Source organism: uncultured Pseudomonas sp. (assembly GCF_913777995.1).
GTDB lineage: Bacteria > Pseudomonadota > Gammaproteobacteria > Pseudomonadales > Pseudomonadaceae > Aquipseudomonas.
In genome coordinates, this window is the sequence record NZ_CAJYVE010000030.1 from 12592 (window position 1) to 35435 (window position 22844).

A 22844-nucleotide genomic window follows, 5' to 3' on the forward strand; every position below is an offset into this window, starting at 1 on the left:
GTGGCTATTTCTAAGCTAATTCCAATTAATTATTGGATGGCTATTTTTTATAACCTCAATATCTCTTCCCACCGTTGGTCCTCCTTACAAGGCCCCGGAGTAACGCGCGCGCTGTGCCGCCGCATGCCTGTCCATATCAAGAAGAATCGCCATGGCCCGTAAAGCATTCGTTCGTCCACTGCTCACTGCCCTCGCCGCCTCGTTGCTGGCCTTCAACCTGCAAGCCGCACCCTTGGTGGTCGCCTACCAGACCGGCATCGACCCCGGTAAAGTGCCGCAGGCCGACGGCACCTTCGAGAAAGCCATCGGCGAGAAGATCGACTGGCGACGTTTCAACAGCGGCTCGGAAGTGGTCACCGCCCTGGCTTCCGGTGACGTACAGATCGGCAACCTCGGCTCCAGCCCTCTGGCCGCGGCGGCCTCACGCAAGCTGCCTATCGTGGCGTTCATCGTTTCGGCGCAGATCAACGCCGCCGAGGCGCTGGTGGTACGCAACGGCAGTGGCATCGACAAGCCCCAGGACCTGGTGGGCAAGACCATCGCCACGCCGTTCGTATCCACCTCGCATTACAGCCTGCTCGCGGCGCTGAAACAGTGGGGCCTGGAAGGCAAGGTCAAGGTGGTCAATCTGCAACCCCTGCAGATCGCCGCAGCCTGGAAGCGCGGCGACATCGACGGCGCCTTCGTCTGGTCGCCGGCGCTGGGCGAGATCCGCAAGACCGGCAAGGTGCTCACCGATGCCGCCGAAGTGGGCCGCTGGGGCGCGCCGACCTTCGAAGTCTGGGTGGCGCGCAAGGACTACGCCGACAAGCACCCGGAGGTGATTCGCCAGTTCGCCAAGGTCACCCTAGACGCCTACGCCGACTACAGCACGCACAAGGCGCAGTGGACCGTCGATTCGCCGCAAGTGCAGAAGATCGCACGGCTGACCGGCTCCAACGCCGAAGACGTGCCCGAGCTGCTGGCCGGCTCGAACTTCCCCGATGCCCAGGCTCAGCGCTCTGCCGCCCTGCTCGGCGGCGGTACCGCCGATGCGATCGCCAAGACGGCAGCCTTCCTCAAGGTACAAGGCAAGGTCGAGAGCGTACTGGGTGACTACAGGCCCTACATCAGCGCCGACTACATCGCCCCGTAACGCCTGCCTCACAAGGAGACCTTGAGCCATGGCTCTGCTACAGCTGGAGCGCGTCAGCGCGCATTACCCCGGTGCCGCCGAAGCGGTGTTGAAGGACATATCCCTGAGCCTCGGCCCCGAGCAACTGATGGTGGTGCTGGGCCCATCCGGCAGTGGCAAGACATCGCTGCTCAACCTGATCGCCGGCTTCGTCAAGCCGGACGCCGGGCGCATCAGCCTGGATGGCGTGGCAGTCGACGGCCCATCCGCCGAGCGCGGCGTCGTGTTCCAGGACGATGCCTTGCTGCCCTGGCTGAACGTACTGGCCAACGTCGGCTTCGGTTTGCAGTTGGCCGGCGTGCCGCGTAGCCAGCGTGAGCACACCGCGCGGCAGATGCTGGCGCTGGTAGGCCTGGCCGGCTTCGAAGCGCGCAACATCTGGGAGTTGTCCGGCGGCCAGCGCCAGCGCGTTGGCCTGGCTCGCGCCCTGGCCGCTGACCCGCGCGTGCTGCTGATGGACGAGCCGTTCGGCGCACTGGATGCCTTCACCCGCGAACAAGTACAGGAGCTGTTGCTGCAGGTCTGGCAACGCACCCGCAAGCCGGTGTTCCTGATCACCCACGACATCGAAGAAGCGGTGTTCCTGGCCACCGACCTGATTCTCCTGGCGCCATCGCCGGGGCGTATCGACGAGTACCTCAAGCTGGATTTCGCCCAGCGTTATGCCGCGGGCGAGCCGGCCCGGGCCATCAAGTCCGACCCGCACTTCATCGCCACCCGCGAGCACGTGCTCGAGCAGGTGTTCTCACAACGTCGCGCCGCTGGGCGCAAGGAGCCCGCATGAGCAACAGCAACGTCCATGCCGGCCAGCACAGGCTGGCCCCGACCCGCCCGGTGCACCACGCAGGCCACAAGTGGCGGCTCGGCATTCGCAGCATCACGGCACTGACCTTCGTCACCCTGCTGGCGCTGTGGTGGGCAGTGACCGCCGCGGCGCTGGTCGAGCCACTGTTCCTGCCCTCGCCCGCTGCCGTCCTGCACAAGGCCTGGCTGCTGGCTACTGAAGGCTACATGGAGTCGACCCTCTGGCAGCACCTGGGCGCCAGCCTGCAGCGCATCGGCCTGGCCCTGCTGGCGGCCGTGCTACTGGCCATTCCGGTGGGTATCGCCATCGGCTGCAACCGGGTGGCCCAGGGTATCTTCGACCCGCTGATCGAGTTCTACCGCCCGGTGCCGCCGCTGGCCTATCTGCCGCTGATCGTCATCTGGTTCGGCATCGGCGAGCTGTCCAAGGTGCTGCTCATCTATCTGGCGATCTTCGCGCCCATCGCCATCGCCACGGCCACCGGTGTACGCAACGTCGACCCCGCCAAGTTGCGGGCCGCGCAATCGCTGGGCGCCAGCCGCGCGCAGTTGATTCGCCACGTGATCCTGCCGGCGGCACTGCCGGACATTCTCATCGGCATTCGCATCGGCCTGGGCGTGGGCTGGTCGACCCTGGTGGCCGCTGAACTGATCGCCGCCACCAATGGCCTGGGCTTCATGGTCCAGTCGGCCGCGCAGTTCCTGGTCACCGATGTGGTGGTGCTGGGGATCTTCGTCATCGCCCTGGTGGCCTTCGCCATGGAACTGGGACTGCGTGCCCTGCAACGTCGGCTGGTGCCCTGGCACGGCCGCAGCCACTGAACACTTCGACCGACACGGCAGTTACCTCACCATGAGTCTGATCATCACCCCCATCAGCCCGGCATTGGGCGCCCGCGTCGAGGGCATCGACCTGCGCCAGCCGTTGAGCCGCGAGTCGCACCAGGCGCTGCACGAGGCCTTGCTCGGCCACCAGGTGCTGTTCTTTCGCGACCAGCCCCTGGAGCCGACGCAGCAGGCACGCCTGGCGGCCTGTTTCGGCGACCTGCACATCCACCCGATCTACCCGAACGTACCCGAGCAACCGGAGGTATTGATCCTCGACACCGAGCGCAACGATCTGCGCGACAACGCGCTGTGGCACTCCGACGTGAGCTTCCTCAAGACCCCGGCGCTCGGCGCGGTGCTCAGCGCAAAGCAAGTTCCGCCCTACGGCGGCGACACGCTCTGGGCAAGCAGCAGTGCGGCCTATGAGGCGCTGTCCGAACCCCTCAAACGCCTGCTCGACGGCCTGACCGCCACCCATGATCTGAGCAAGTCCTTCCCGGAATCGCGCTTCGCCGTCAGTGAACAGGACCGCTTGCGTTTCGAAGAAGCCAAGCGTCGCAACCCGCCCAGCAGCCACCCGGTGGTGCGCACTCATCCCGTTACCGGGCGCAGGGGGCTGTTCGTCAATGAGGGCTTCACCACCCGTATCAACGAGCTGTCCGAGGCCGAGAGCGATGCGATTCTGCGCCTGTTGTTCAGCCACAGCGCGCAGCCGCAGTTCACCGTGCGCTGGCAATGGCAGCAGGACGACGTCGCGTTCTGGGACAATCGCATTACCCAGCACTTCGCCATCGACGACTACCGGCCCCAGCGTCGCGTCATGCATCGCGCCACCATCCTGGGTGACGCACCTTTCTGAAATAGACCGATCGGGTTCAACCGCTGATAGGCTAGTCGGTAGGAGCGGCTTTAGCCGCGAAGCGACCGCCTGTTCACAGCAGATGCAGTGATTTTCCTGGCGCTTTCGCGGCTAAAGCCGCTCCCACCGGGCCCCATATCGACTAACTGAACAGTAATGGTTTTAACCGCAATACAGGTCAGTTAGACCGTGGGAGCGAGCTTGCTCGCGAAGTTGGCTTCACGTTCACAGAAAGATCAGCGACTTTACCAGCTTTTCGCGAGCAAGCTCGCTCCCACAGAGCCGCAAAGCGCTTAACCGAACACTATTGCCACTAACATTGAAGCCCCCGCCCGCTGTGCCCCCTCCCGATCGCCCCTGGCAGCTCCCTTTCCGACTTGAATCGTTTCAACGTTTTTCCTAACGCTTTCATACACCTATTCCGACCAACGGCAGGTCAGGTTGCCAATTGCCAGCATCACGCCGTGATTGCGGGGCCTCATGGGTGAACAAGGCCCGCTGCAAAGCGGGCCAATAGCCAGCTCATGACCGTTTGTCGCCAGAATAGGATCCATTCCTTTGCTATACCCAACTAAATCAGCAGGACTATTACGGGAATCTTCTGAATCCCTTCAAACGTATTGCCCGATTCCATGACGCTGAGCAGCCTGGAGCGGCAGGCAAAAGGAAAGGCAGGAGCTGTCATGGACAACATCGTAGTCGCCGATAAATCCTCATCCACCCTCTCCGCTCAACCCTGGGGCAACGTTCAGCTCGGCCAGCCCGGCGTTGTGCAGATGCCCATCCCTCCCGGCCAGGTTGCCTCAGTGGCCCGCAACGGCCAGGACCTGATTCTGACGCTCAAGTCGGGCGAACAGCTCACCATCAGTAACTTCTTCACGGTCAACGCCCAGGATATCGGCAGCGACCTGGTGTTCCAGGGCGACGACGGCGTGCTGTGGCAGGCCCAGTACGATGCGAATGCGTTCAATGGCTTCACCTTCAGCGAAGTCTCGTCCCTCGATACGCTCATCGCGAGTACCGGAGTGGTCAGCGGCGCGACACAGACCTTCGCCTTCGCCGGCCTCGGCGTGCTGGGTGCTGGCGGTGCGGCTGCCGCCGCTTCGAGTGCGGCCGGTGGTGGCGGCAGCAGCGGCAGTGGCAGCGCGGTCCCGTTCGCGCCGTCCAACCTGGCATTGTCCATCGATGGCCAGACCCTCACCGGCACTGGCACACCGGGTTCGACGGTCAACGTGCGTGACCCATCCGGTAACCTGCTGGGCTCCGCTCCGGTCGGTGCGGATGGCAACTTCAGCATCGGCTTGAATCCGCCCCTGACCAATGGCGAGCAAGTGGTCGTAGACCAGACCGACCCGGCAGGCAACGCTTCCGAACAGGCACCGGTCAGCGCCCCCGACACCACCGCGCCCGATGCTCCTGCCGATCTGCAGGCCAGCGCCGATGGCCAGTCCGTTACGGGTACCGGCGAACCAGGCGCGACGGTCAGCGTACGCGATGCCAACGGCACCGCGCTTGGCTCCGCCGTGGTGGGTGACGACGGCACCTTCAGCGTTGCGCTGAACAGCGCACAACCTCCGGGCACACAACTGAGCGTCGAACAGACCGATCAGGCCGGCAACACTTCGGCCCCCGCCACAGTGCTCATCAGCGACCCGGCGGCCCCCGCGCAACCAAGCGGCCTGGCCCTGAGCGCTGATGGCCTGGTGCTCAGCGGCAGCGGCCAAGTCGGCGCTACGGTGAGCGTACGCGCGGCAGACGGCAGCCTGTTGGGTAGCGCCGTGGTCGGGGCCGATGGGCGTTTCAGCGTGCCGCTGGCCAACGCCCAGCTCGATGGCCAAACCCTCAGCGTGCAGCAGACCGATGCCGACGGCAGGGTGTCCCTGCCCGCTTCGCTGACCGCCGCCGATGTCACTGCCCCGGCAGCGCCCGGCAACCTGCAACTGGCCGCCGATGGCACGAGCCTGTCCGGCACCGGCGAGCCGGGCGCCACGGTGAATGTACGGGCCGCCAATGGCAGCCTGCTGGGCAGTGCGCTGGTGGCCAGCGACGGCACCTTCACCGTCACCTTCAGCACTGCGCAGTCGTCCACTGCCGGCCTGAGCGTCAGCCAGACCGATGCCGCCGGCAACACTTCACCGATTGCCAGCACACCGCCGTCCGGCTCGGCAATTGCCGCCCCCACCGACCTGGCGGTCAGTCCGGACGGCCTGACCCTCACGGGGCGCGGGGTGCCCGGCGCGCAACTGACGGTACGCGGCGCCGGCGGCCAGGTGCTGGGCAACACCCTGGTGAACGCCGATGGCAGCTTCAGTGTGACGTTGAACAGCGCGCAGCTCGACGGTCAGGCGTTGAGTGTCAGCCAGAGCGATAGCCAAGGACGAACCTCGCCCTCGACCTCGCTGAGCGCACCTGATGTCACGCCCCCCCAGGCCGCTACCGGCCTGCAATTCGATGACACCCGCAGCAGCCTCAGCGGACGTGCCGAGCCGGGGGCTACGGTCAAGGTTCTGGCGGCCGACGGCAGCCTGCTGGGCAGTGCCGTAGCCGCAGCGGATGGCCGCTTCACGATCAGTTTCGCAACCCCGCTGAGCACCGGCGAAGTACTTGGCATCAATGTCACGGATCAGGCGCAGAACAGCTCCGCCACTGATCCGTTGATCGTTCCGGACCCGGCAGATGTCACACCGCCCGCCGTACCGAAGGCCTTGGCCATCAGCAGCGATGGCGGCCTGTTGACCGGGCGCGGCGAAGCCGGGGCGCAGGTGCGAGTGCTCGACGCCCAGGGCAATAGCGTCGGCACGGCGGTGGTCGGCCTGGACGGCCAGTTCAGTGTCGAACTGCGCCCTGCCCAGCTTGCCGGACAGCAACTGGAAGTGACCCTGACCGACAGCGCCGGCAACGTTTCCGCCAACAGCCCTATCCAGGCGCCCACGGCGCCGCAGCAGCCCCAGGCGTTGTCGGAAGTGAGCGTCGCCGCGGATGGGCTGTCAGTCACCGGTAAGGGGCTGGCCGGGCTGCGCGTGTTCGTGCGCAGTGCTGCCGGGCGCACCCTGGGCTCGTCGCTGATCGGGCCAGACGGCACCTTCACCGTGGCCCTGGCACCCGCGCAGCTCAGTGGCGAGTCGCTGAACGTCGTGGCGGTAGACAGCGCCGGCAACAGTACCGTCAACGAAGTGGTGCAAGCGCCGGACACCGATGCGCCGCCGGTCGTCAGCGACCTGTTGGTCAGCCCTGATGGCAGCGTGATCTCCGGGCGCGGTCAGCCCGGCGCCGCGGTTACCGTTCGCGATGAACAAGGCAATGTCGTGGCCAGCGGCGTGGTCGCGGATAACGGCACCTTCATCCTCGACCTCGACTCACCGGTTGCCGAAGGCGTGGTGCTGTCGGTGACCCAGACCGACGCCTCCGGCCTGCCTTCAGCGCCAATCGAAGTACAGGTGCCCGACGCCAGTGGGCCGGTGGCCGTGCAGGATGTCAGCCTTGACGCTAGCGGTCGCGAAGTGTCCGGCAGCGGTGTGCCCGGCACCCAGGTTGAAGTGCGAGACGCCAACGGCAATGTCCTGGGCAGCGGACCGGTTGGCGCCGACGGCACCTTCCAGATCCCGTTGAGCGGCCCGCAGATCAACGGCGAACGCCTGGACGTGGTGGTCATCGACGCCTCCGGAGCCGAATCGATCCCCACGCCTTTGCAGGCCGACGACAGCACCGCCCCGGCGCAGCCCACCGACCTGGCGATCAATCCCAACGGCCTGTTGCTCAGCGGCAATGGCGAGCCCGGCGCGCAGGTCACGGTGCGTGATGCCCAGGGCGTGGTGCTGGGCACTGCCGTAGTGGGTGAAACCGGCAGTTTTTCGGTGCCCTTGAGCAGCGCGCAGACCCAAGGCCAGGCGTTGCAGGTCATCCTCACTGACGCCCAGGGCAATGCCTCCACGCCCCTGGGCGTCAATGCGCCGAACAGTCTGGGCGATCTGCAGCCTGCCAACCTGAGCCTGGACGGCAGCGGCCTGCAGCTCAGCGGCACCGGCCAGGCGGGCTCTACGGTCAGCGTACGCGACAGCGATGGCACACCACTGGGGACTGCGCAGGTCGGTGCGGACGGGCGCTTCACGGTGACGCTTGCCGCCGTACAAAACAATGGCCAGACCTTGCAGGTGGTCGCCAGCGCTGGCGGCCAGACCTCCGCTGCAACGGCTTTGCTGGTGCCCGACACCCAGCCGCCTGCCGCTGTCACCGGCCTTGACCTGAGTGCCGACCGTACTAAGGTCACGGGTAACGGTGAGGCGGGCGCCACCGTCATCGTGCGCGGCGCCAATGGCGTCGAACTTGGGCGTGACACCGTGCAACCGGGCGGCACTTTCAGCGTGGGCCTGTCCCCGGTCCCCGCTGCCGACCAGCCGCTGAGCGTGGTCCAGATAGACCCGGCCGGCAATGCCTCGTTGCCTGCCGAGATCAGCCCAGTCGACACCACGCCGCCCGACCCGGTCAGCAATGTAGTGATCTCCGCCAACGGCAGCCAGGTCAGTGGTAACGGCGAAGCGGGCGCGCGCGTGCAGATCTTCGATGCGCAGGACAACCTGCTCGGCGCGGGGTTGGTCGGCAGCAACGGCCGCTTTGAAGTGAGCCTGAGTCCCGCCCAGGTCAATGGCCAGCTGTTGAGCATTGTCCAGACCGACGCGGCATCCAACGCGTCGCCGCCATTCGCCCTCAATGCTCCCGACATCCAGCCACCCGCACCGCCAGGCGATGTATCCCTGGCCAGCAACGGCCTGACCCTCAGCGGCAGTGGCGTAGCCAATGCCAGCATCAGCGTGCGCGATGCCACCGGCACGCTGATTGGCAGCGGCACGGTGGGTCCGGATGGCCGCTTCAGCTTCGACCTGAATACCGCCCAGCTCGATGGCGAGCGCTTGCAAGTGGTACAGAGCACCACCACGCTCAGCTCTGCGCCAACCTGGGTGACCGCAGCCGATGTCACCGCCCCCGACCCGGTCAGCAATCTGCTGATCAATGCCAGCGGCAACCAGCTGACCGGCCTCGGCGAGGCCGGCGCCACCGTCACCGTCCGTAGCCCAGGCAACCTGATTCTGGGCACTGCCCAGGTGGCAGCCGATGGCAGCTTCAGCGTCAGCCTCAACCCGCCGCAGGTCGGCGGTCAGTCACTCAGCGTGGTACAGACCGACGCCAGCGCCAATGCCTCGACCGGCGAGAGTATCAGCGCGCCCAACCTGACACCGCCGGTCGCGCCTGGCGGGCTGGCGTTGGATGACACTGGCCAGATCCTCACTGGCCAGACCCAGGGCGGTGCCGTGGTGCAAGTGTTCGCCGCCGACGGCAGTCTCATCGTTGACGGTATCGCCAACGCGGACGGTAGCTTCAGCCTCGACCTGGGTACGCCTCGCACCAATGGCGAGCAGTTGCTCGTGCAGGCCAGCGTCGACGGACGCAGTTCACCCTTCGCACCCTACACCGCAGCGGATACCACCCCACCCGAGGCCCTCGCCAACCTGCTGGTCAGCCCCGACGGGCTGCAAGTCTCCGGCACCGGTGAGGCCGGCACCCTGGTGGACATCAGCGTCGACGGCGTCGCCCGAGGCACGGCCAACGTCGGACCCGATGGCATGTTCATCTTCACCCTGCCCGTGGCGGCCGGGCAAGGCAGTGAAATCAGCCTGGTGGCCCGCGACCTGGCCGGCAACACCCTGCCCGCCGTGACCCTCGCAGGGCCGGACGGGGCGGGCATCGCCACACCCACCGCGCTGGTGCTCTCGGCAGACGGTACGCAACTCAGTGGCCAGGCCACTGCAGGCACCACCATTACCGTCACCGACGACCGCGGCGGGGTACTGGGCAGCGTCGGCCCGGTGGGTGCCGACGGACTGTTCAGCGTGACGCTCGATCCGCCGCAGACCAATGGCCAGACCCTGGCAGTGGTGGCCGAGGCCGCCAACGGTCAGGTGTCGGTGCCTGGCACGCTGAGCGCAGCAGACACCAGCGCGCCGCTGGCCCCCGTCAGCCTGGTGCTGAGTGGCGACGGAACACAACTGAGTGGGCGGGGCGAACCGGGCGCCCGGTTGTCGGTGAAGAATGCCGCAGGTGTCGAACTCGGCAGCCTGACCATCGACGCCAGCGGCCTCTTCATGGCTGCCTTGGCGCCCGCGCAGATCGACGGCCAGGTGCTGTCGGTCACCCTCACCGATGCCGCGGGCAACGTCTCGCAGCCGGTGAGTCTCACCGCCCCCGATCTTCTGCCCCCCGCAGCGCCCACCGAAGTGACGATCAACCTGGCCGGCACCCTGGTCAGCGGCCAGGGCGAACCCGGCACCCAAGTGGAAGTGCTCGATGCACAAGGCACTTTGTTGGCCCGCAGCGTGGTGCTGCCCGCCGGCACTTTCGAGGTCACCCTGCCAGCCGCGCAGCTGACCGGCGCGCCGCTGCAGGTGCAGTTGCGCGATGGAGCCGACAATCTGTCACCGGTGGTGAACCTGGCCACCCTCGACCGCACGCCACCGGCGCCGGTCACGGCCACTGATATCAGCCTCGACGGCTCGCAACTGACCGGCCAGGGTGAAGCGGGCGCGCGGGTCGAAGTGCGCAGTGCCAACGGCACCCTGCTGGGCAGCGCTCTGGTGGCCGCCAATGGGGCGTTCGCGGTGAACCTGGTGCCGGCTTCGGCCAATGGCGAGACCCTGGCAGTGATTCAGGTGGATGCCGCCGGCAATGCCTCTGCCGCCGTGGCAGTGCTCGCCGACGACATCACAGCTCCGGAAGCCTTGTCGAATGTAGTCATCAATCGCGATGGCCTGACCGTGACCGGCAATGGCGAACCTGGCGCCACGGTATTCGTGCGGGCCGCCGATGGCAGCGAACTGGGCCGTGCCCTGGTGGCCGCCAATGGTTCGTTCAGCGTGACCCTGAGCAGCGCACAGATCAACGCGCAGGTGCTCACCGTCAATCAGGAAGATCCGCCCGGTAACGAAGGCCCTTCGCAGCAGGTCATCGCCCCGGATCTGGTCGCCCCCTTGGCACCTGCAGATCTGGCGCTCAACCCCAGCGGCCTGCAATTGAGCGGTACCGCCGAGGCTGGCAGCGCCATCACCGTTCGCGATGGCGCCGGCCAGGTGATCGGCAGTGGCGTGGTTGCCGCCGACGGGACGTTCCTGCTCAACCTCAACCAGGCGCAACTCAATGGCCAGGTACTGCGGGTGACCGCGCAGGACGCCGCAGGCAATGTTTCCCTCGCCGCCCTCTACACAGCCACCGACGTCACCGCGCCCCTCGCCGTGACCGCCCTGGCGGTGACGCCCGATGGCAGTGTGCTCTCCGGCCTTGGCGAACCCGGTGCCCAGGTACAGGTGCGCAGTGCGGACGGCAGCCTGCTCGGCTCGGCCAGCGTCGGCGCGGGCGGGCGTTTCAACGTCAACCTGGCGCCAGCGGCCCAGGCCGGCAGTCTGCTGGAGGTGCTGCAAAGCGATGCCGCCGGCAACGTTTCGCCAGCGGCCAGCGTCACCACCCCAGGGAACCAGGCCCCGGCGGTACCCGCCGACCTGCAACTCAGCGCCGACGGCCTGGTACTCAGCGGTACCGGCAGTGCTGGCTCGACGGTGACCGTGCGCGGCAGCGGCGGCGTGATACTGGGCAGCGCGCTGGTGATCGGCGACGGCAGCTTCAGCGTGAGCCTGGCCAGCGCCCAGCTCAATGGTGAGCGCCTCGAGGTCAGCGCGCAGAGCGATGGCCTCAGTTCCCTGCCAGCGGAGCTGATTGCCACCGACAGCACCGCGCCCTTGCCGCTGGCCGAGTATCGCCTGGCCACTGATGGCGTAACCCTCGAGGGGCGCGGTGAACCGCTGGCCACCGTGCAAGTGCTCGGTGCCGGTGGGCAAATCCTGGCAAGCGTTCAAGTGGGCGCTGATGGCCGCTTCAGCACCACGCTCAGCAGCGCGCAACAGGCCGGCCAGGTGCTGAGCCTGACCCAGACCGACCTGGCGGGCAATGTCTCCCCCGCGGTAAGCCTCACCGCCCCGGACCTGGTGGCGCCCCTGGCGGCGGCGAACCTGCAACTGGATGGCACCGGCCTGGTGCTGTCGGGCACCGGCGAGGTCGGCGCCACCGTCAGGGTGGTGGATGCCAATGGCGGCCTGCTCGGCAGTGGCGTGGTACTCGCTGACAGCAGCTTCCAGGTCACGCTGTCGCAAGCCCCGGTGGACGGCCAGGCGCTGGCGGTGACCCTTACCGACGCGGCTGGCAATGTCTCGTTACCGGCCACCCTGACGCCGGTGGACACCACCCCACCCCTGCCCCTCAGCAACCTGGAGATTTCCATCGACGGCCTGACCATCGTCGGTCGGGGCGAGCGCGGCGCCACAGTGGTAGTACGCGCGGCCGATGGCAGTGAGCTGGGTACCACCACGGTGGCCGACAACGGTGCGTTCAGTGTGACCCTCGACAGCGCGCAGACCAACGCGCAATTGCTGAGCCTCACCCAGAGCGACCGGGCCGGTAATCTGTCGCCGGCCGTGAGCCTCACCGCACCGGACACCACGCCTCCGGTGGCGCTGCAAGACCCGGTCATCAACCCGCTCGGCACCCTGGTGACCGGCAGCGGCGAACCCGGCGCCACGGTACGGGTGACCAACACCAACGGCGTGCTGCTGGGCAGCGCCGTGGTCCTGGCCGACGGCAGCTACAGCGTCACCCTGCAACCTGCACAGATCGACCTGCAGGTGTTGCGCGTCAACCAGGTCGATGCGGCTGGTAACCCTGGCCCGGTCAGCACCCTCACCGCCCCGGACCTGACCCCCCCGGCCGCCGCCCAGGAGTTGGCCCTGAATGCGGCCGGGACGCAGCTCAGCGGCCGCGGTGAAGTGAACGCCGACGTCATGGTGCTGCGTGCCGACGGCACCTCGGCAGGCAACGCGACGGTCGGCGCCGATGGACGTTTCAGCGTCAGCCTGGCCCCTGGCAGCGCCGATGGCGGGGTTCTGCAGGTGATTCTCATGGATGCCGCGCAGAACATGTCCGTGCCAGCCCCCTTCACCACGCCGGACCTGCTCCCCCCGGCCGCAGTGAGCGACCTGCAGTTCGATGTCGCCGGGCAGTTGCTGGTGGGCAATGGCGAGCCCAATGCCACGGTCGAGGTGTTCGATGGCAGCACACGGGTCGGCAGCGCGCCGGTGGGCGCGGACGGGCGCTTCAGTCTCGACCTCGGCACCCTGACCCTGCAGGGCCAGGCCCTGACCGTAGTGCAGCGCGATGCCGCCGGCAACCAGTCCAGCGCCACCGCCTTGCAAGTGCCAGACCTCAGTGTGCCAGCGGCGCCAACCGACCTGGCGCTGGCCGGCGACGGCCTGACCCTGACCGGCACCGGCCTGCCCGGAGCCACGGTGCAAGTCTACGGCCCCGACGACGGCCTGCTCGGCACTGTCACGGTCGGCGGCGGCGGTGCTTTCAGCCTTACGCTCACTGAAGCGCAGCTCAATGGCGAGCTGCTGCAGGTCCGGCAGATCAGCAGCGCGGGCGTGACCTCCGCAGATGCGCCGCTGCAGGCACTGGACGTGACACCGCCAGCACCGGTCACCGCGCTGTTGTTGAGTGCCGACGGCTTGACCCTCAGCGGCCGCGGCGAAGCCGGCGCGTCGGTGCGGGCCAGCGTCGGCGGCACTGTGCTGGGCAGCGTCGAGGTCGCCGCCGATGGCAGCTTCCAGGTGCCGTTGAACAGCCCGCAACTGAATGGCGAGGTGCTCAGCGTCATCCAGACCGATCAGTCCAATAACCCATCGAGTGCGGTGACCCTGAGCGCCCCGGACCTGACACCGCCCGTCGCGCCAACGCTCACGCCCATGACCGTCGAGTCGCTGTTGCAAGGCACTGCCGAGGTGGGCAGCACCGTTACCGTGCGTGCCCAGGACGGGACTTTGCTGGGCAGCGGGACGGCCACCGATGGCACATTCAGCATCACCCTGACACCGCCACAGAACACCGGTGCCTTGCTGAGCGTGGTGGCCACCGACGCCGCCGGCAATGTCTCGCCCGTGGCCAGCATCCCCGCCTTGGACACCACGCCACCGGACGCCATCCTGGCCAGCAGCCTGGCCTTCAGCGACGACCTGAGCCAGGTGTCGGGTCTGGGTGAGGCCGGGGCCACGGTGCGCGTTACCCGCGCCGATGGCACTGGACTGGGCGAAAGCCGGGTGGCCGCGAATGGCACCTTCACCCTCACCTTCACCGGGGCCGTGGTGCAAGGCGAAGCCCTGCGCGTGATCCAGACCGACGCCGCCGGCAACGACTCGTCGCTCACCAGCTTTGCGGCGCCCACTGTGCTGCCGCCTTCCGCGCCGCTGAACCTGGTGCTCAATGCCGAAGGCACGCTGTTGAGCGGCCAGGCCAGTGTTGGCACCACCGTCACGGTGCGCGCCCAGGATGGCACCTCGCTGGGCAGCGCTACCACGCAACCCGACGGAACCTTCAGCGTCAGCCTGCAACCTGCGCAGACCAACGGCCAGTTGCTGTCGGTGTCCGCCAGCACCGCCAGTGCCGGGGAGTCGATCCCTGCCCTGCTCACCGCTGGCGACAGCACCCCGCCCGCACCGCTGGCCAACCTGCAACTGGAACCTGGCGGCACGCGGGTTACGGGTACCGGCGAGGCCGGTGCCAAGGTCACGATCAGCAATGCCCTCGGCACCGAGCTGGGCAGCGCTACGGTCAGTGCCAGCGGCACCTTCAGCGTGACCCTGAGCAGCCCGCAGCTCAACGGCCAGTTGCTCAGCGCCGTGCAAGCCGACGCGGCTGGCAACCTGTCCCCGGTACAACCCCTTCAGGCGCCGGATCTGACCGCGCCGCTGGCAGCTGCCAGCCTGCAGCTCAACGCTACGGGCACCCTGTTGAGCGGCATTGGTGAAGCCGGGGCCAGCGTGCGCGTGGTCAACGCCAGCGGTGTCGAGCTGGGCACCGGCACGGTAGGCGCCGGCGGGACCTTCAGCATCAACCTCAACAGTGCGCAGACCAATGGCCAGACGCTCACCGTGACCCTGACCGACGCGGCCTCGAACACCTCGCTGCCAGCCACGCTCGTGGCGGCCGATACCACCGAGCCGCTGGCTCCGACCAACCTGGCGGTGAATGCCGCCGGGCTGCAACTGACCGGCAATGGCGAGCCCGGCGCACGGGTGTTCGTCACCAGCGCCAGTGGCGCGCCGCTGGGTAACGCACTGGTGGCCAGCGACGGCAGCTTCAGTGTGTTGCTGTCCAGCGCCCAGCTGAACTTCGAAAGCCTGCGGGTCAGCCAGACCGACCCGGCCGGCAACGTCTCTGTCGTGGCGACGGTCAATGCGCCCGACATCACGCCACCGGCCATTGCTACTGCGCTGAGCGTGTCTGGCGCCGGTACCAGCCTGAGCGGGCGCGGTGAAGTCGGCGCCAGCGTCACGGTGCGTGGCACCGCCAACCAGGTGCTGGGTACGGGCGTGGTCGGTGCCGACGGCCAGTTCAGCGTCAGCCTGTCCCCGGCGCAGAACGACGGCCAACTGCTGACCGTGCAGCTCAGCGATGCCCGCACCAATCTTTCACCCATCGCCAGCGTGACCGCGCCTGACACCACCCCGCCTGTCGCACCGGCCACGGCGCAGATCAATGCCGCCGGTACGCTGGTCACCGGCACCGGCATCGCCGGTGACCGTATCGTGGTACGTGATGCCAGCGGCACCCAGCTCGGCACCGCGCAAGTGGCCTTGAATGGCAGTTGGTCGGTGGTACTCAGCCCGGCCCAGGTCAGTGGCCAGGCTTTGCAGGTCACCCAGGTGGACCTGGCCGGTAACGTCTCCACGGCGCTGCCGCTCATCACACCGGACCTGACGCCGCCAGCCGCTGCCAGCGGCCTGCAACTCTCGGCCGACGGCCTGACCCTGAGCGGCAACGCCGAGGTCGGTGCCACGGTCACGGTCAAGAGCGCCACCGGCACCACGCTGGGCACCGCCACCGTGGGCGTAGGCGGCGGATTCAGCGTCAACCTCAACGCCGCGCAGATCAACGGCGAAGTGCTGAGCATCAGCGTGGCCGACCGGGCCGGTAACCTGTCGCCGGTGGTCACCCTCACCGCCCCGGACATCGACGCCGACCGCCCGGTGGTGGCCAACGACAACCTGGCCACCGCCACCGTCAATCTGGCGGCGGTGACTACCCGCACCAACAGCACCGAGAGCATTCCGGTGCTGCTGGGGGTGGGCCTCAACCACACGGTGAACTTCACCGTGGCCAATGGCACCACCGCCACCCCGACCCTGACCCTGCTCGATGGCGGCCTGCTGTCGCTGGGCACGCAGGCCACCTTTACCCTGCAGGTCAAGGACGCCAGCGGCGCCTGGGTCACCCTCGGCAACGCCGGCAACGGCGGACTGCTCAACCTCAGCGTGCTGGCGGGTTCCGGGGTGCAGGTCAGGGCCGGGACGTTGCTGGCCGGTGAGTACCGGCTGACCCTGGCCACCAATAGCCTCAGCGTGGCGACCACGATCAACAGCAACCTGCAGCTGGATATCAACAGCCTGACCCAGTTCACCGGCAGTGCCGGGACGGCCATCACCGGCAATGTGGTGACCGATCCCGGCCCGACCGGCAGTGTCGATATCACCGGCCCCGACAACGCCGCTGTGGTGCGTATCCAGAATGGTAATGCGGGCTATGTCAGTGCTGGCAGCGGCACCGTGGTGCAGGGCCTGTACGGTGCCCTGACCATCGACGCGCAGGGCAACTACAGCTATCGGCCCAGCGGTGCAGCCAGCAGCGTTGGCAAGGTCGACGTGTTCAACTACCAGCTGGTGCATCCCAATGGCCTGAGCGACCCGGCGGTGCTCTATGTACGCATCGACAGCCCCCAGGCCGCCGAGGTGTGGAGCGATACCAACCTGGCTGCTCCAGCACTGCTGCTCGATGCGGTGAACGACAGCGCCGCGACACGCATCAGCCTGGGCAACCTGGTGACCACCGAGACTTCGACTCTGGGCTCGGCTTCCACGGTATTGAGCGCGATCAATGGCGCCTACACCTTCAGCGTGGCTAACAACACGGTCAGCGACCTGAAGGTGCTGCTCAGTGCCAGCAACCTGCTGTCCTTGCTGGGTAACACCACCGTCGAGCTTTACAAACTCAATGCCAGCAACCAGTACGTTCTGGTGAAAAGTGTTTCCGGCGGCACCCTGCTGAACCTTGGCAACGGCCAGTACGGGTTGAGCATCGACGACCAGACCGCCGGCACCTACCGGGTCAACCTGCGGGTCACCGGTGTCAGCCTGCTCAATACCGTGACGGTCAGCCTGGTCAACACCGCGACCTACACCAATCAGCAGGTGGTCACCGGCTATACCCCGGTGTCCGGCAACCTGCTCACCGACACCAGTGGCGGAGCCCCGGACACCCTGGGGTCGGCGTTGACGGTGCTCAGCGTGATGACCGCCGCCAACACCTTCACAACGCCTGGCTACAACGGCACCCTGCTGACTGGCACCTACGGCACCCTGCTGGTCAAGGCCGACGGCAGCTACACCTACACCCTCAAGCCCGGGCTGGGCAGCGCCGTGGTGGGCAACAGCGACACCTTCACCTACCAGCTCACCCACCCCAACGGCAGCAGCGACACCGCGACCCTGACCGTCGCCCTCAACGCGCAAGGTAGCGCCAGTGCCCGTATGGCCCTGGCCAGTGCGGACGACGACGGCAGCCTGGCGCTGGCCGGCGGTGCAGAAGTGCTCAGTGGCACTGATGACGCCGACGTTTTGGACGGTTCGCAAGGCGGTGCAGTGACCCTGCTGGGCGGTGCCGGTGACGACACCCTGATCGTCAGCGACCTGGATTTCGCGCGGGTCGATGGCGGCAGCGGCACCGACACCCTGCTATGGGCCGGCGGCGATGCGGCCATCGACCTCAGCCTGCTGCAAGGCCGACTGAGCAATATCGAGGTGATCGACCTCAATGACGCCAGCAGCGTGCAATTGACGCTGGGCCTGGCCGACCTGGTGGCCGTAACCGAACCTGGCCAGAGCACGCTGCTGATCAGGGGCGGCGAGCAGGACAGCGTGTTGATCGAGGGCCGTTGGCTGAGTGATGGCACACAGCTGGCCGATGGTCTTCAATTCACCCAGTACACCCCCGAAGAGGATCCGACCCGGCACCTGTGGGTACAAGCCGGCATACAAGTGGTTTGAAGGGCCAGCAATTGGGTTTGACCCCAATATTGGTTAGTTAAGAGCTCTTCGGCTTTTGTTGAGCGAGCTTGCTCGCGAAGCACTGCCAAAGTCGCTGAATCTGCTGTGAACGTGACGCCGCCTTCGCAAGCAAGCTCGCTCCAACGGTCTAACTGAGCGGTATTGGCTTTAACCAGGAAGACGCCATAACAGTAAGGGAAGTCTGTGAAATCAGCCGATGCCTGTGTCATCCGGCTCGCCTCCGTCGCCTGGCTGGCGACGGCGGTGCTGCTGTTCAACCAGGCGGCCTGCGGCCAGGAACCGCCGAAGGACGCCAATCTGCTCGATATCAGCCCTGGCCAGTTGCGCCAGACCCAGCAGGCCGGCACGCCCATGCGCCCGGCCGGACAGAACGTCAGCGCCACACGCCTGGGCCTTGAGCAGGCCGTGCAGCAGGCGGTCAGTTGGCACCCGGCCATCGCCGAGGCGGTGGCCGTGCTGCAACAACAGGGTGAAGGCATTCAGGTGGCCGAGGCCGGCTATTACCCGCAAGTCACCGGCGGCATCCGTAACGGTTTCGACACCGGCTACGGCGGCGATCGCAGCACCCGTGCGCTGAGCCTGTCGGTCAAGCAGATGCTTTATGACTTCGGCAAGGTCGACAACCGCGTGGCGGCGTCCAAGGCACGGGCCGCGCGCAGCCAGGCGCAGATTCTGCTGGCCATCGACCAGGTCGCCCGCGACACCGCCCAAGCCTGGATCGAGGTACAGCGCTACCGCCACCTGATGGACATCGCCCGCCAGCAGATCCAGGGCGTGGGCAGCATCGTCGAACTGGCCCGCCAGCGCAGCGAACTGGGCGCCAGCACCCGCTCGGACCTGATCCAGGCCCAGTCACGCGCCGAAGGCGCAGTGGCCACCCTGCAGGATTACAAGGCTCAGTACGCTCGCTGGCAGGCCGCGCTGGCGCACTTGATGGGCGTGGCCAGCACTCCAGACGTGGCAGAGCAATTCCCGGCCAATGCCAGCCGCGCCTGCGAGCACCCGGCCGACAGCGGGCAGCCATTGCCGGCGGTGCTGGTGGCTCTGGCACAGCGCAGCGAAGCCCAGGCCGAACTGGCCGTGGCGCGTGCCGAGGCCTGGCCCACGCTGTCACTGGAGCCCACCGTCAACCACTATCTGGACAGCAGCTACAACGACAACAACCCCGCCATGGATCGTACCCAGGCCGGCATCTATCTGAACCTGGAGGTGCCGATCTACCAGGGCGGCGCCATCCGCGCCCGCAGCCGCGCCGCCGGCCATGCATTGAGCGCCGCCGATGCCGCCGAGCACAGCGCACAGCTGCAAGCCACCCAGGCGCTGGCCGAGTCACGGGTACAGACCGGCAGCCTGGACCTGCGCCAGCGCGCCCTGCAGCAACGCCAGCAAAGCATCAGTGAGGCCCGCGAGCTCTATGGCCGGCAATACCTCGACCTTGGCACCCGACCGTTGCTCGACCTGCTCAACGCCGAGCAGGAAATCCACCAGTCGCGCTTCGAGCTGGCCGGCACCCGCGCCGACCTGCAGCGCCTGCAGATCGACTGCCTGTACAACAGCGGCAGCCTGCGTCAGGTCTTCGGCCTGCAGGAGCGCGACGTACAAGGCGTGAGGGTACTGCCATGAACGATGCCGTGATTCCGCCGCCGCCCGGAGCCGGGCGGCGCGACGTACCAGCGGACTACGGCCAGTGGCTGGAGGCCATTCTGTTGGTTGCCCGCCATTACCGCATGGACGTCTCTGAACACAGTGTGCGCCTGGCCGGCCAGGCACCGGAGCGCGATATCGACGATCTGGTGCGGCAGATGGCCCGCCAGGCTGGCCTGACCATCAAGTTCGAAAGCCCGGGCAGCGCCGGGTTGAGCCGCTGGCGCACTCCGGTGGTGATCGAACTGGACGACGGCCAGGTCGGTGTGCTGCAAAGCCTGGACGATCAACAGGCCGGGGTGGCGCTGGCGGGCGATCAGGGTCTGCAGCAACGCATTCCCCTGGCCGAGCTGCAGGCAAGAGTCATACGCCTGGCAATCCTGCGCCCGGCCCGGCCCTTGTCCGACGTGCGCACCGACGACTATGTGCAGCCGTATGACGAACATTGGTTCCGGCGCATCGTCCTGCGTGACCTGCGCCCCTACGGCCATGTGATGCTGGCGTCGCTGGTGGCCAACCTGTTGGCCATGGCCGGCGTGCTGTTCTCCATGCAGGTCTACGATCGGGTGATCCCGGCTGAGTCGCTGCCGACCCTCTACGTGCTGTTCGGCGGCGTGCTGCTGGCGGTGCTCTTCGACTTCACGATGCGCATCATGCGCCTGCGCATCACTGACCTGCTGGGCAAGCGCGCCGACTTGCGCGTTTCCGATCTGGTCTACGGCCACGCCCTGCGCCTGCGCAATTCGGTACGGCCCAAGTCCACCGGCTCGTTCATCGCCCAATTGCGCGAGCTTGAACAGGTCCGCGACCTGATCACGTCCAGCACCGCCACGGCGCTGGCCGACCTGCCGTTTTTCCTGTTGTTCCTGCTGGTGTTCTGGATGATCGGCGGCGCCCTGGTGGTGATTCCACTGGTGGCGCTGGTGCTGATGCTCGCCCCCGGCCTGCTCTATCAGCGCCGTCTGGCGCGCCTGGCCAACGCCAACATGCGTGAATCGGCGCTGCGCAACGCGATGCTGGTAGAAAGCATCCAGGGGCTGGACGACATCAAGGCGCTGCAGGCCGAGCTGCGCTTTCAAGAGCAGTGGAACCGCTACAACGCCAGCACGGCAGACACCAGCCTGCGCCTGCGTACGCTGACCAACGGCCTGGTGACCTGGACCCAGACCGTACAGAGCGCCGTGTTCGCGGTGGTGATCCTGTTTGGCGCGCCGATGGTCATTGCGGGTGACCTCACCACCGGTACGCTGGTCGCGGCCTCGATGCTGGCTTCGCGGATGATGGCGCCGATGGCGCAGCTCAACCAGGTGCTGACCCGCTGGCAGCAGGCCAAGGTCGCCCTCAAGGGCTTGAACAACCTGATGCAGCAGCCGGTGGATCACCCGCAGGGCAGCCAGCGCGTGCACCTGCCGGCCATTCGCGGCGACTACCACTTCAAGGGCGTGACCCTGCGCTACAGCCCGGAGGCCGCTGAGGCGCTGCTGATCGACGAGCTGCGCATCCGTCCCGGGGAACACATCGCCGTGCTGGGTCGCAACGGCGCCGGCAAGTCGACCCTGTTGCAGGCCCTGGGCGGCACCATGGACCTGGCCCGCGGCGACATGACCCTGGACGGCATCGCCCTGGGCCATATCGACCCGGCCGACCTGCGCCGCGACGTAGGCCTGCTGCAACAGCACGCACGGTTGTTCCATGGCACCTTGCGCGACAACCTGATGCTCGGTGCCGGACGCTCCAGCGACCAGGAGCTGTTGGCGGCACTGTCGATCAGTGGTGCGCTGGAATTCATCCGCCGTCTGCCGCGAGGCCTGGACCACCTGATTCTGGAAGGCGGCCTGGGGCTGTCCGGCGGCCAGCGCCAGAGCCTGCTGCTGGCGCGCCTGCTGCTGCGCCAGCCGCAGGTACTGCTGCTCGACGAACCGACGGCAGCGCTGGACGACGTGACGGAAAAGCGCCTGCTCGACGAACTGCTGCGTTGGAGCGATGGCCGCACCCTGGTCATGGCCACCCACCGCCTGAGTGTGCTGCAACGCATGAGCCGCATCATCGTGCTGGACAACGGGCGCGTGGTCATCGATGCCCCACGTGAAACCGCCCTGGCGCAGCTGCGCCAGGGCGCGGGAGATCCATCATGAGCCGCAGCCTGCCTCACCTGGCTTCGTCGTACCTGGACGGCGCCGACGACGCCGACCTGCGCAGCGCGCGTGGCGTGGTGTGGGTCTGTGCCTTGATGCTGGCCGGTTTCCTGGCCTGGGCGGCGCTGTTCGAGGTGGTGGAGGTGTCCAGCGGCACGGGCAAGGTCGTGCCCAGCTCCCGAGAGCAGGTCATCCAGTCGCTGGAAGGCGGCATCATCACCCGGATGACGGTCAGCGAAGGTTCGCGGGTCGAACGCGGCGACGTGCTGGCGCAGCTCGACCCGATCAAGACCCAGTCCAACGTCGGCGAAAGCGAAGCCAAGTACCGCGCTGCGCTGGCCAGCGTCAGCCGCCTGCAGGCCGAGGTCAGTGGCCAGCCGCTGAGCTTTCCCGAAGCCTTGAACGACTCGCCCGAGCTGGTCCGTGCCGAAACCGCGCTGTACCAGACTCGCCGTCAGGGGCTGGAAGATACCTTGGCCGGGCTGCAGCGCTCGCTGGACCTGGTGCGCAACGAGCTGGCGATCACCGAGAAGCTGGCACGTGCCGGTGCCTCCAGCCGGGTGGAAGTGATTCGCCTGAATCGCCAGCGCGCCGAGCTGGAGCTGAAGGCCACCGAGACGCGCTCGGACTACATGGTGCAGGCCCGTCAGGAACTGGCCAAGGCCAGCGCCGAGGCCGACTCGCTGGCCGAAGTGGTGCGTGGCCGAGCCGACTCGCTGTCGCGCCTGACCCTTCGTTCCCCCGTGCGCGGCATCGTCAAGGACATCGAAACGAGCACCATCGGCGGGGTGATTCCGCCCAACGGACAACTGATGCAGATCGTACCGATGGACGAACAGCTGCTTATCGAGACGCGGATTTCACCCCGCGACATCGCCTTTATCCACCCCGAGCAGGCCGCCAAGGTGAAGATCACCGCCTATGACTATTCGGTGTACGGCAGCCTGAACGGCAAGGTGGTGGGCATTTCCCCCGACACCCTGCAGGACGAGGCCAAGCCAGAAGTGTTCTATTACCGGGTGTACATCCGCACCGAACACGATGCGCTGTACAACAAGGCCGGCACGGCCTTTCCCATCGTCCCGGGCATGGTCGCCACCGTGGATATCCGTACGGGCGAGAAGAGCGTGCTGGACTACCTGCTCAAGCCCCTGAATCGTGCCCGGGAAGCCTTGCGCGAGCGTTAGCCT

At 67.1% G+C, this 22844-nt stretch carries 8 protein-coding genes; all 8 read left to right on the plus strand.

Annotation, left to right across the window (positions count from 1 at the left end; genetic code table 11):
* Positions 1-151: 151 nt before the first annotated feature.
* The 8 genes from tauA to QZ497_RS13060 all read left to right on the plus strand — a co-directional run bounded on the left by tauA (position 152) and on the right by QZ497_RS13060 (position 22841).
* Positions 152-1135, plus strand: a complete 984-nt coding sequence (gene tauA, locus QZ497_RS13025) for a taurine ABC transporter substrate-binding protein (RefSeq protein WP_295475433.1) — start codon at positions 152-154, stop codon at positions 1133-1135.
* A gap of 28 nt (positions 1136-1163) precedes the next feature.
* A complete protein-coding gene (tauB, locus tag QZ497_RS13030; RefSeq protein ID WP_295475436.1) occupies positions 1164-1958 on the plus strand; it encodes a taurine ABC transporter ATP-binding subunit in 795 nt (264 codons plus the stop codon).
* A 32-nt stretch (positions 1959-1990) separates the two neighbouring features.
* Positions 1991-2800, plus strand: a complete 810-nt coding sequence (gene tauC / locus QZ497_RS13035) for a taurine ABC transporter permease TauC (protein ID WP_365356031.1) — start codon at positions 1991-1993, stop codon at positions 2798-2800.
* Positions 2801-2831: 31 nt separating this feature from the next.
* Positions 2832-3665 (plus strand): taurine dioxygenase, encoded by an 834-nt coding sequence (tauD, locus tag QZ497_RS13040; RefSeq protein WP_295475442.1) that lies wholly within the window; start codon positions 2832-2834, stop codon positions 3663-3665.
* 683 nt (positions 3666-4348) lie between these two features.
* Positions 4349-17854, plus strand: a complete 13506-nt coding sequence (locus QZ497_RS13045; RefSeq protein WP_295475445.1) for a BapA/Bap/LapF family large adhesin — start codon at positions 4349-4351, stop codon at positions 17852-17854.
* A 204-nt stretch (positions 17855-18058) separates the two neighbouring features.
* A complete protein-coding gene (locus tag QZ497_RS13050; RefSeq protein WP_295475448.1) occupies positions 18059-19498 on the plus strand; it encodes a TolC family outer membrane protein in 1440 nt (479 codons plus the stop codon).
* Positions 19495-21654: a type I secretion system permease/ATPase gene (locus tag QZ497_RS13055; RefSeq protein WP_295475451.1), complete on the plus strand. Its 2160-nt coding sequence runs from the start codon at positions 19495-19497 to the stop codon at positions 21652-21654. The genes QZ497_RS13050 and QZ497_RS13055 overlap by 4 nt, the downstream gene beginning before the upstream one ends.
* Positions 21651-22841 carry an HlyD family type I secretion periplasmic adaptor subunit gene (locus QZ497_RS13060; protein WP_295475454.1) on the plus strand — a complete coding sequence of 397 codons (1191 nt, stop codon included), beginning with the start codon at positions 21651-21653 and terminating at the stop codon, positions 22839-22841. Before QZ497_RS13055 ends, QZ497_RS13060 begins: the two co-directional genes overlap by 4 nt.
* The last annotated feature ends 3 nt before the right edge of the window (positions 22842-22844 follow it).

Coding starts and splice junctions, on each gene's coding strand:
- tauA (WP_295475433.1), top strand. CDS start 152: ATGGCCCGTAAAGCATTCGTTCGTCCACTGCTCACTGCCCTCGCCGCC.
- tauB (WP_295475436.1), top strand. CDS start 1,164: ATGGCTCTGCTACAGCTGGAGCGCGTCAGCGCGCATTACCCCGGTGCC.
- tauD (WP_295475442.1), top strand. CDS start 2,832: ATGAGTCTGATCATCACCCCCATCAGCCCGGCATTGGGCGCCCGCGTC.
- QZ497_RS13045 (WP_295475445.1), top strand. CDS start 4,349: ATGGACAACATCGTAGTCGCCGATAAATCCTCATCCACCCTCTCCGCT.
- QZ497_RS13055 (WP_295475451.1), top strand. CDS start 19,495: ATGAACGATGCCGTGATTCCGCCGCCGCCCGGAGCCGGGCGGCGCGAC.
- QZ497_RS13060 (WP_295475454.1), top strand. CDS start 21,651: ATGAGCCGCAGCCTGCCTCACCTGGCTTCGTCGTACCTGGACGGCGCC.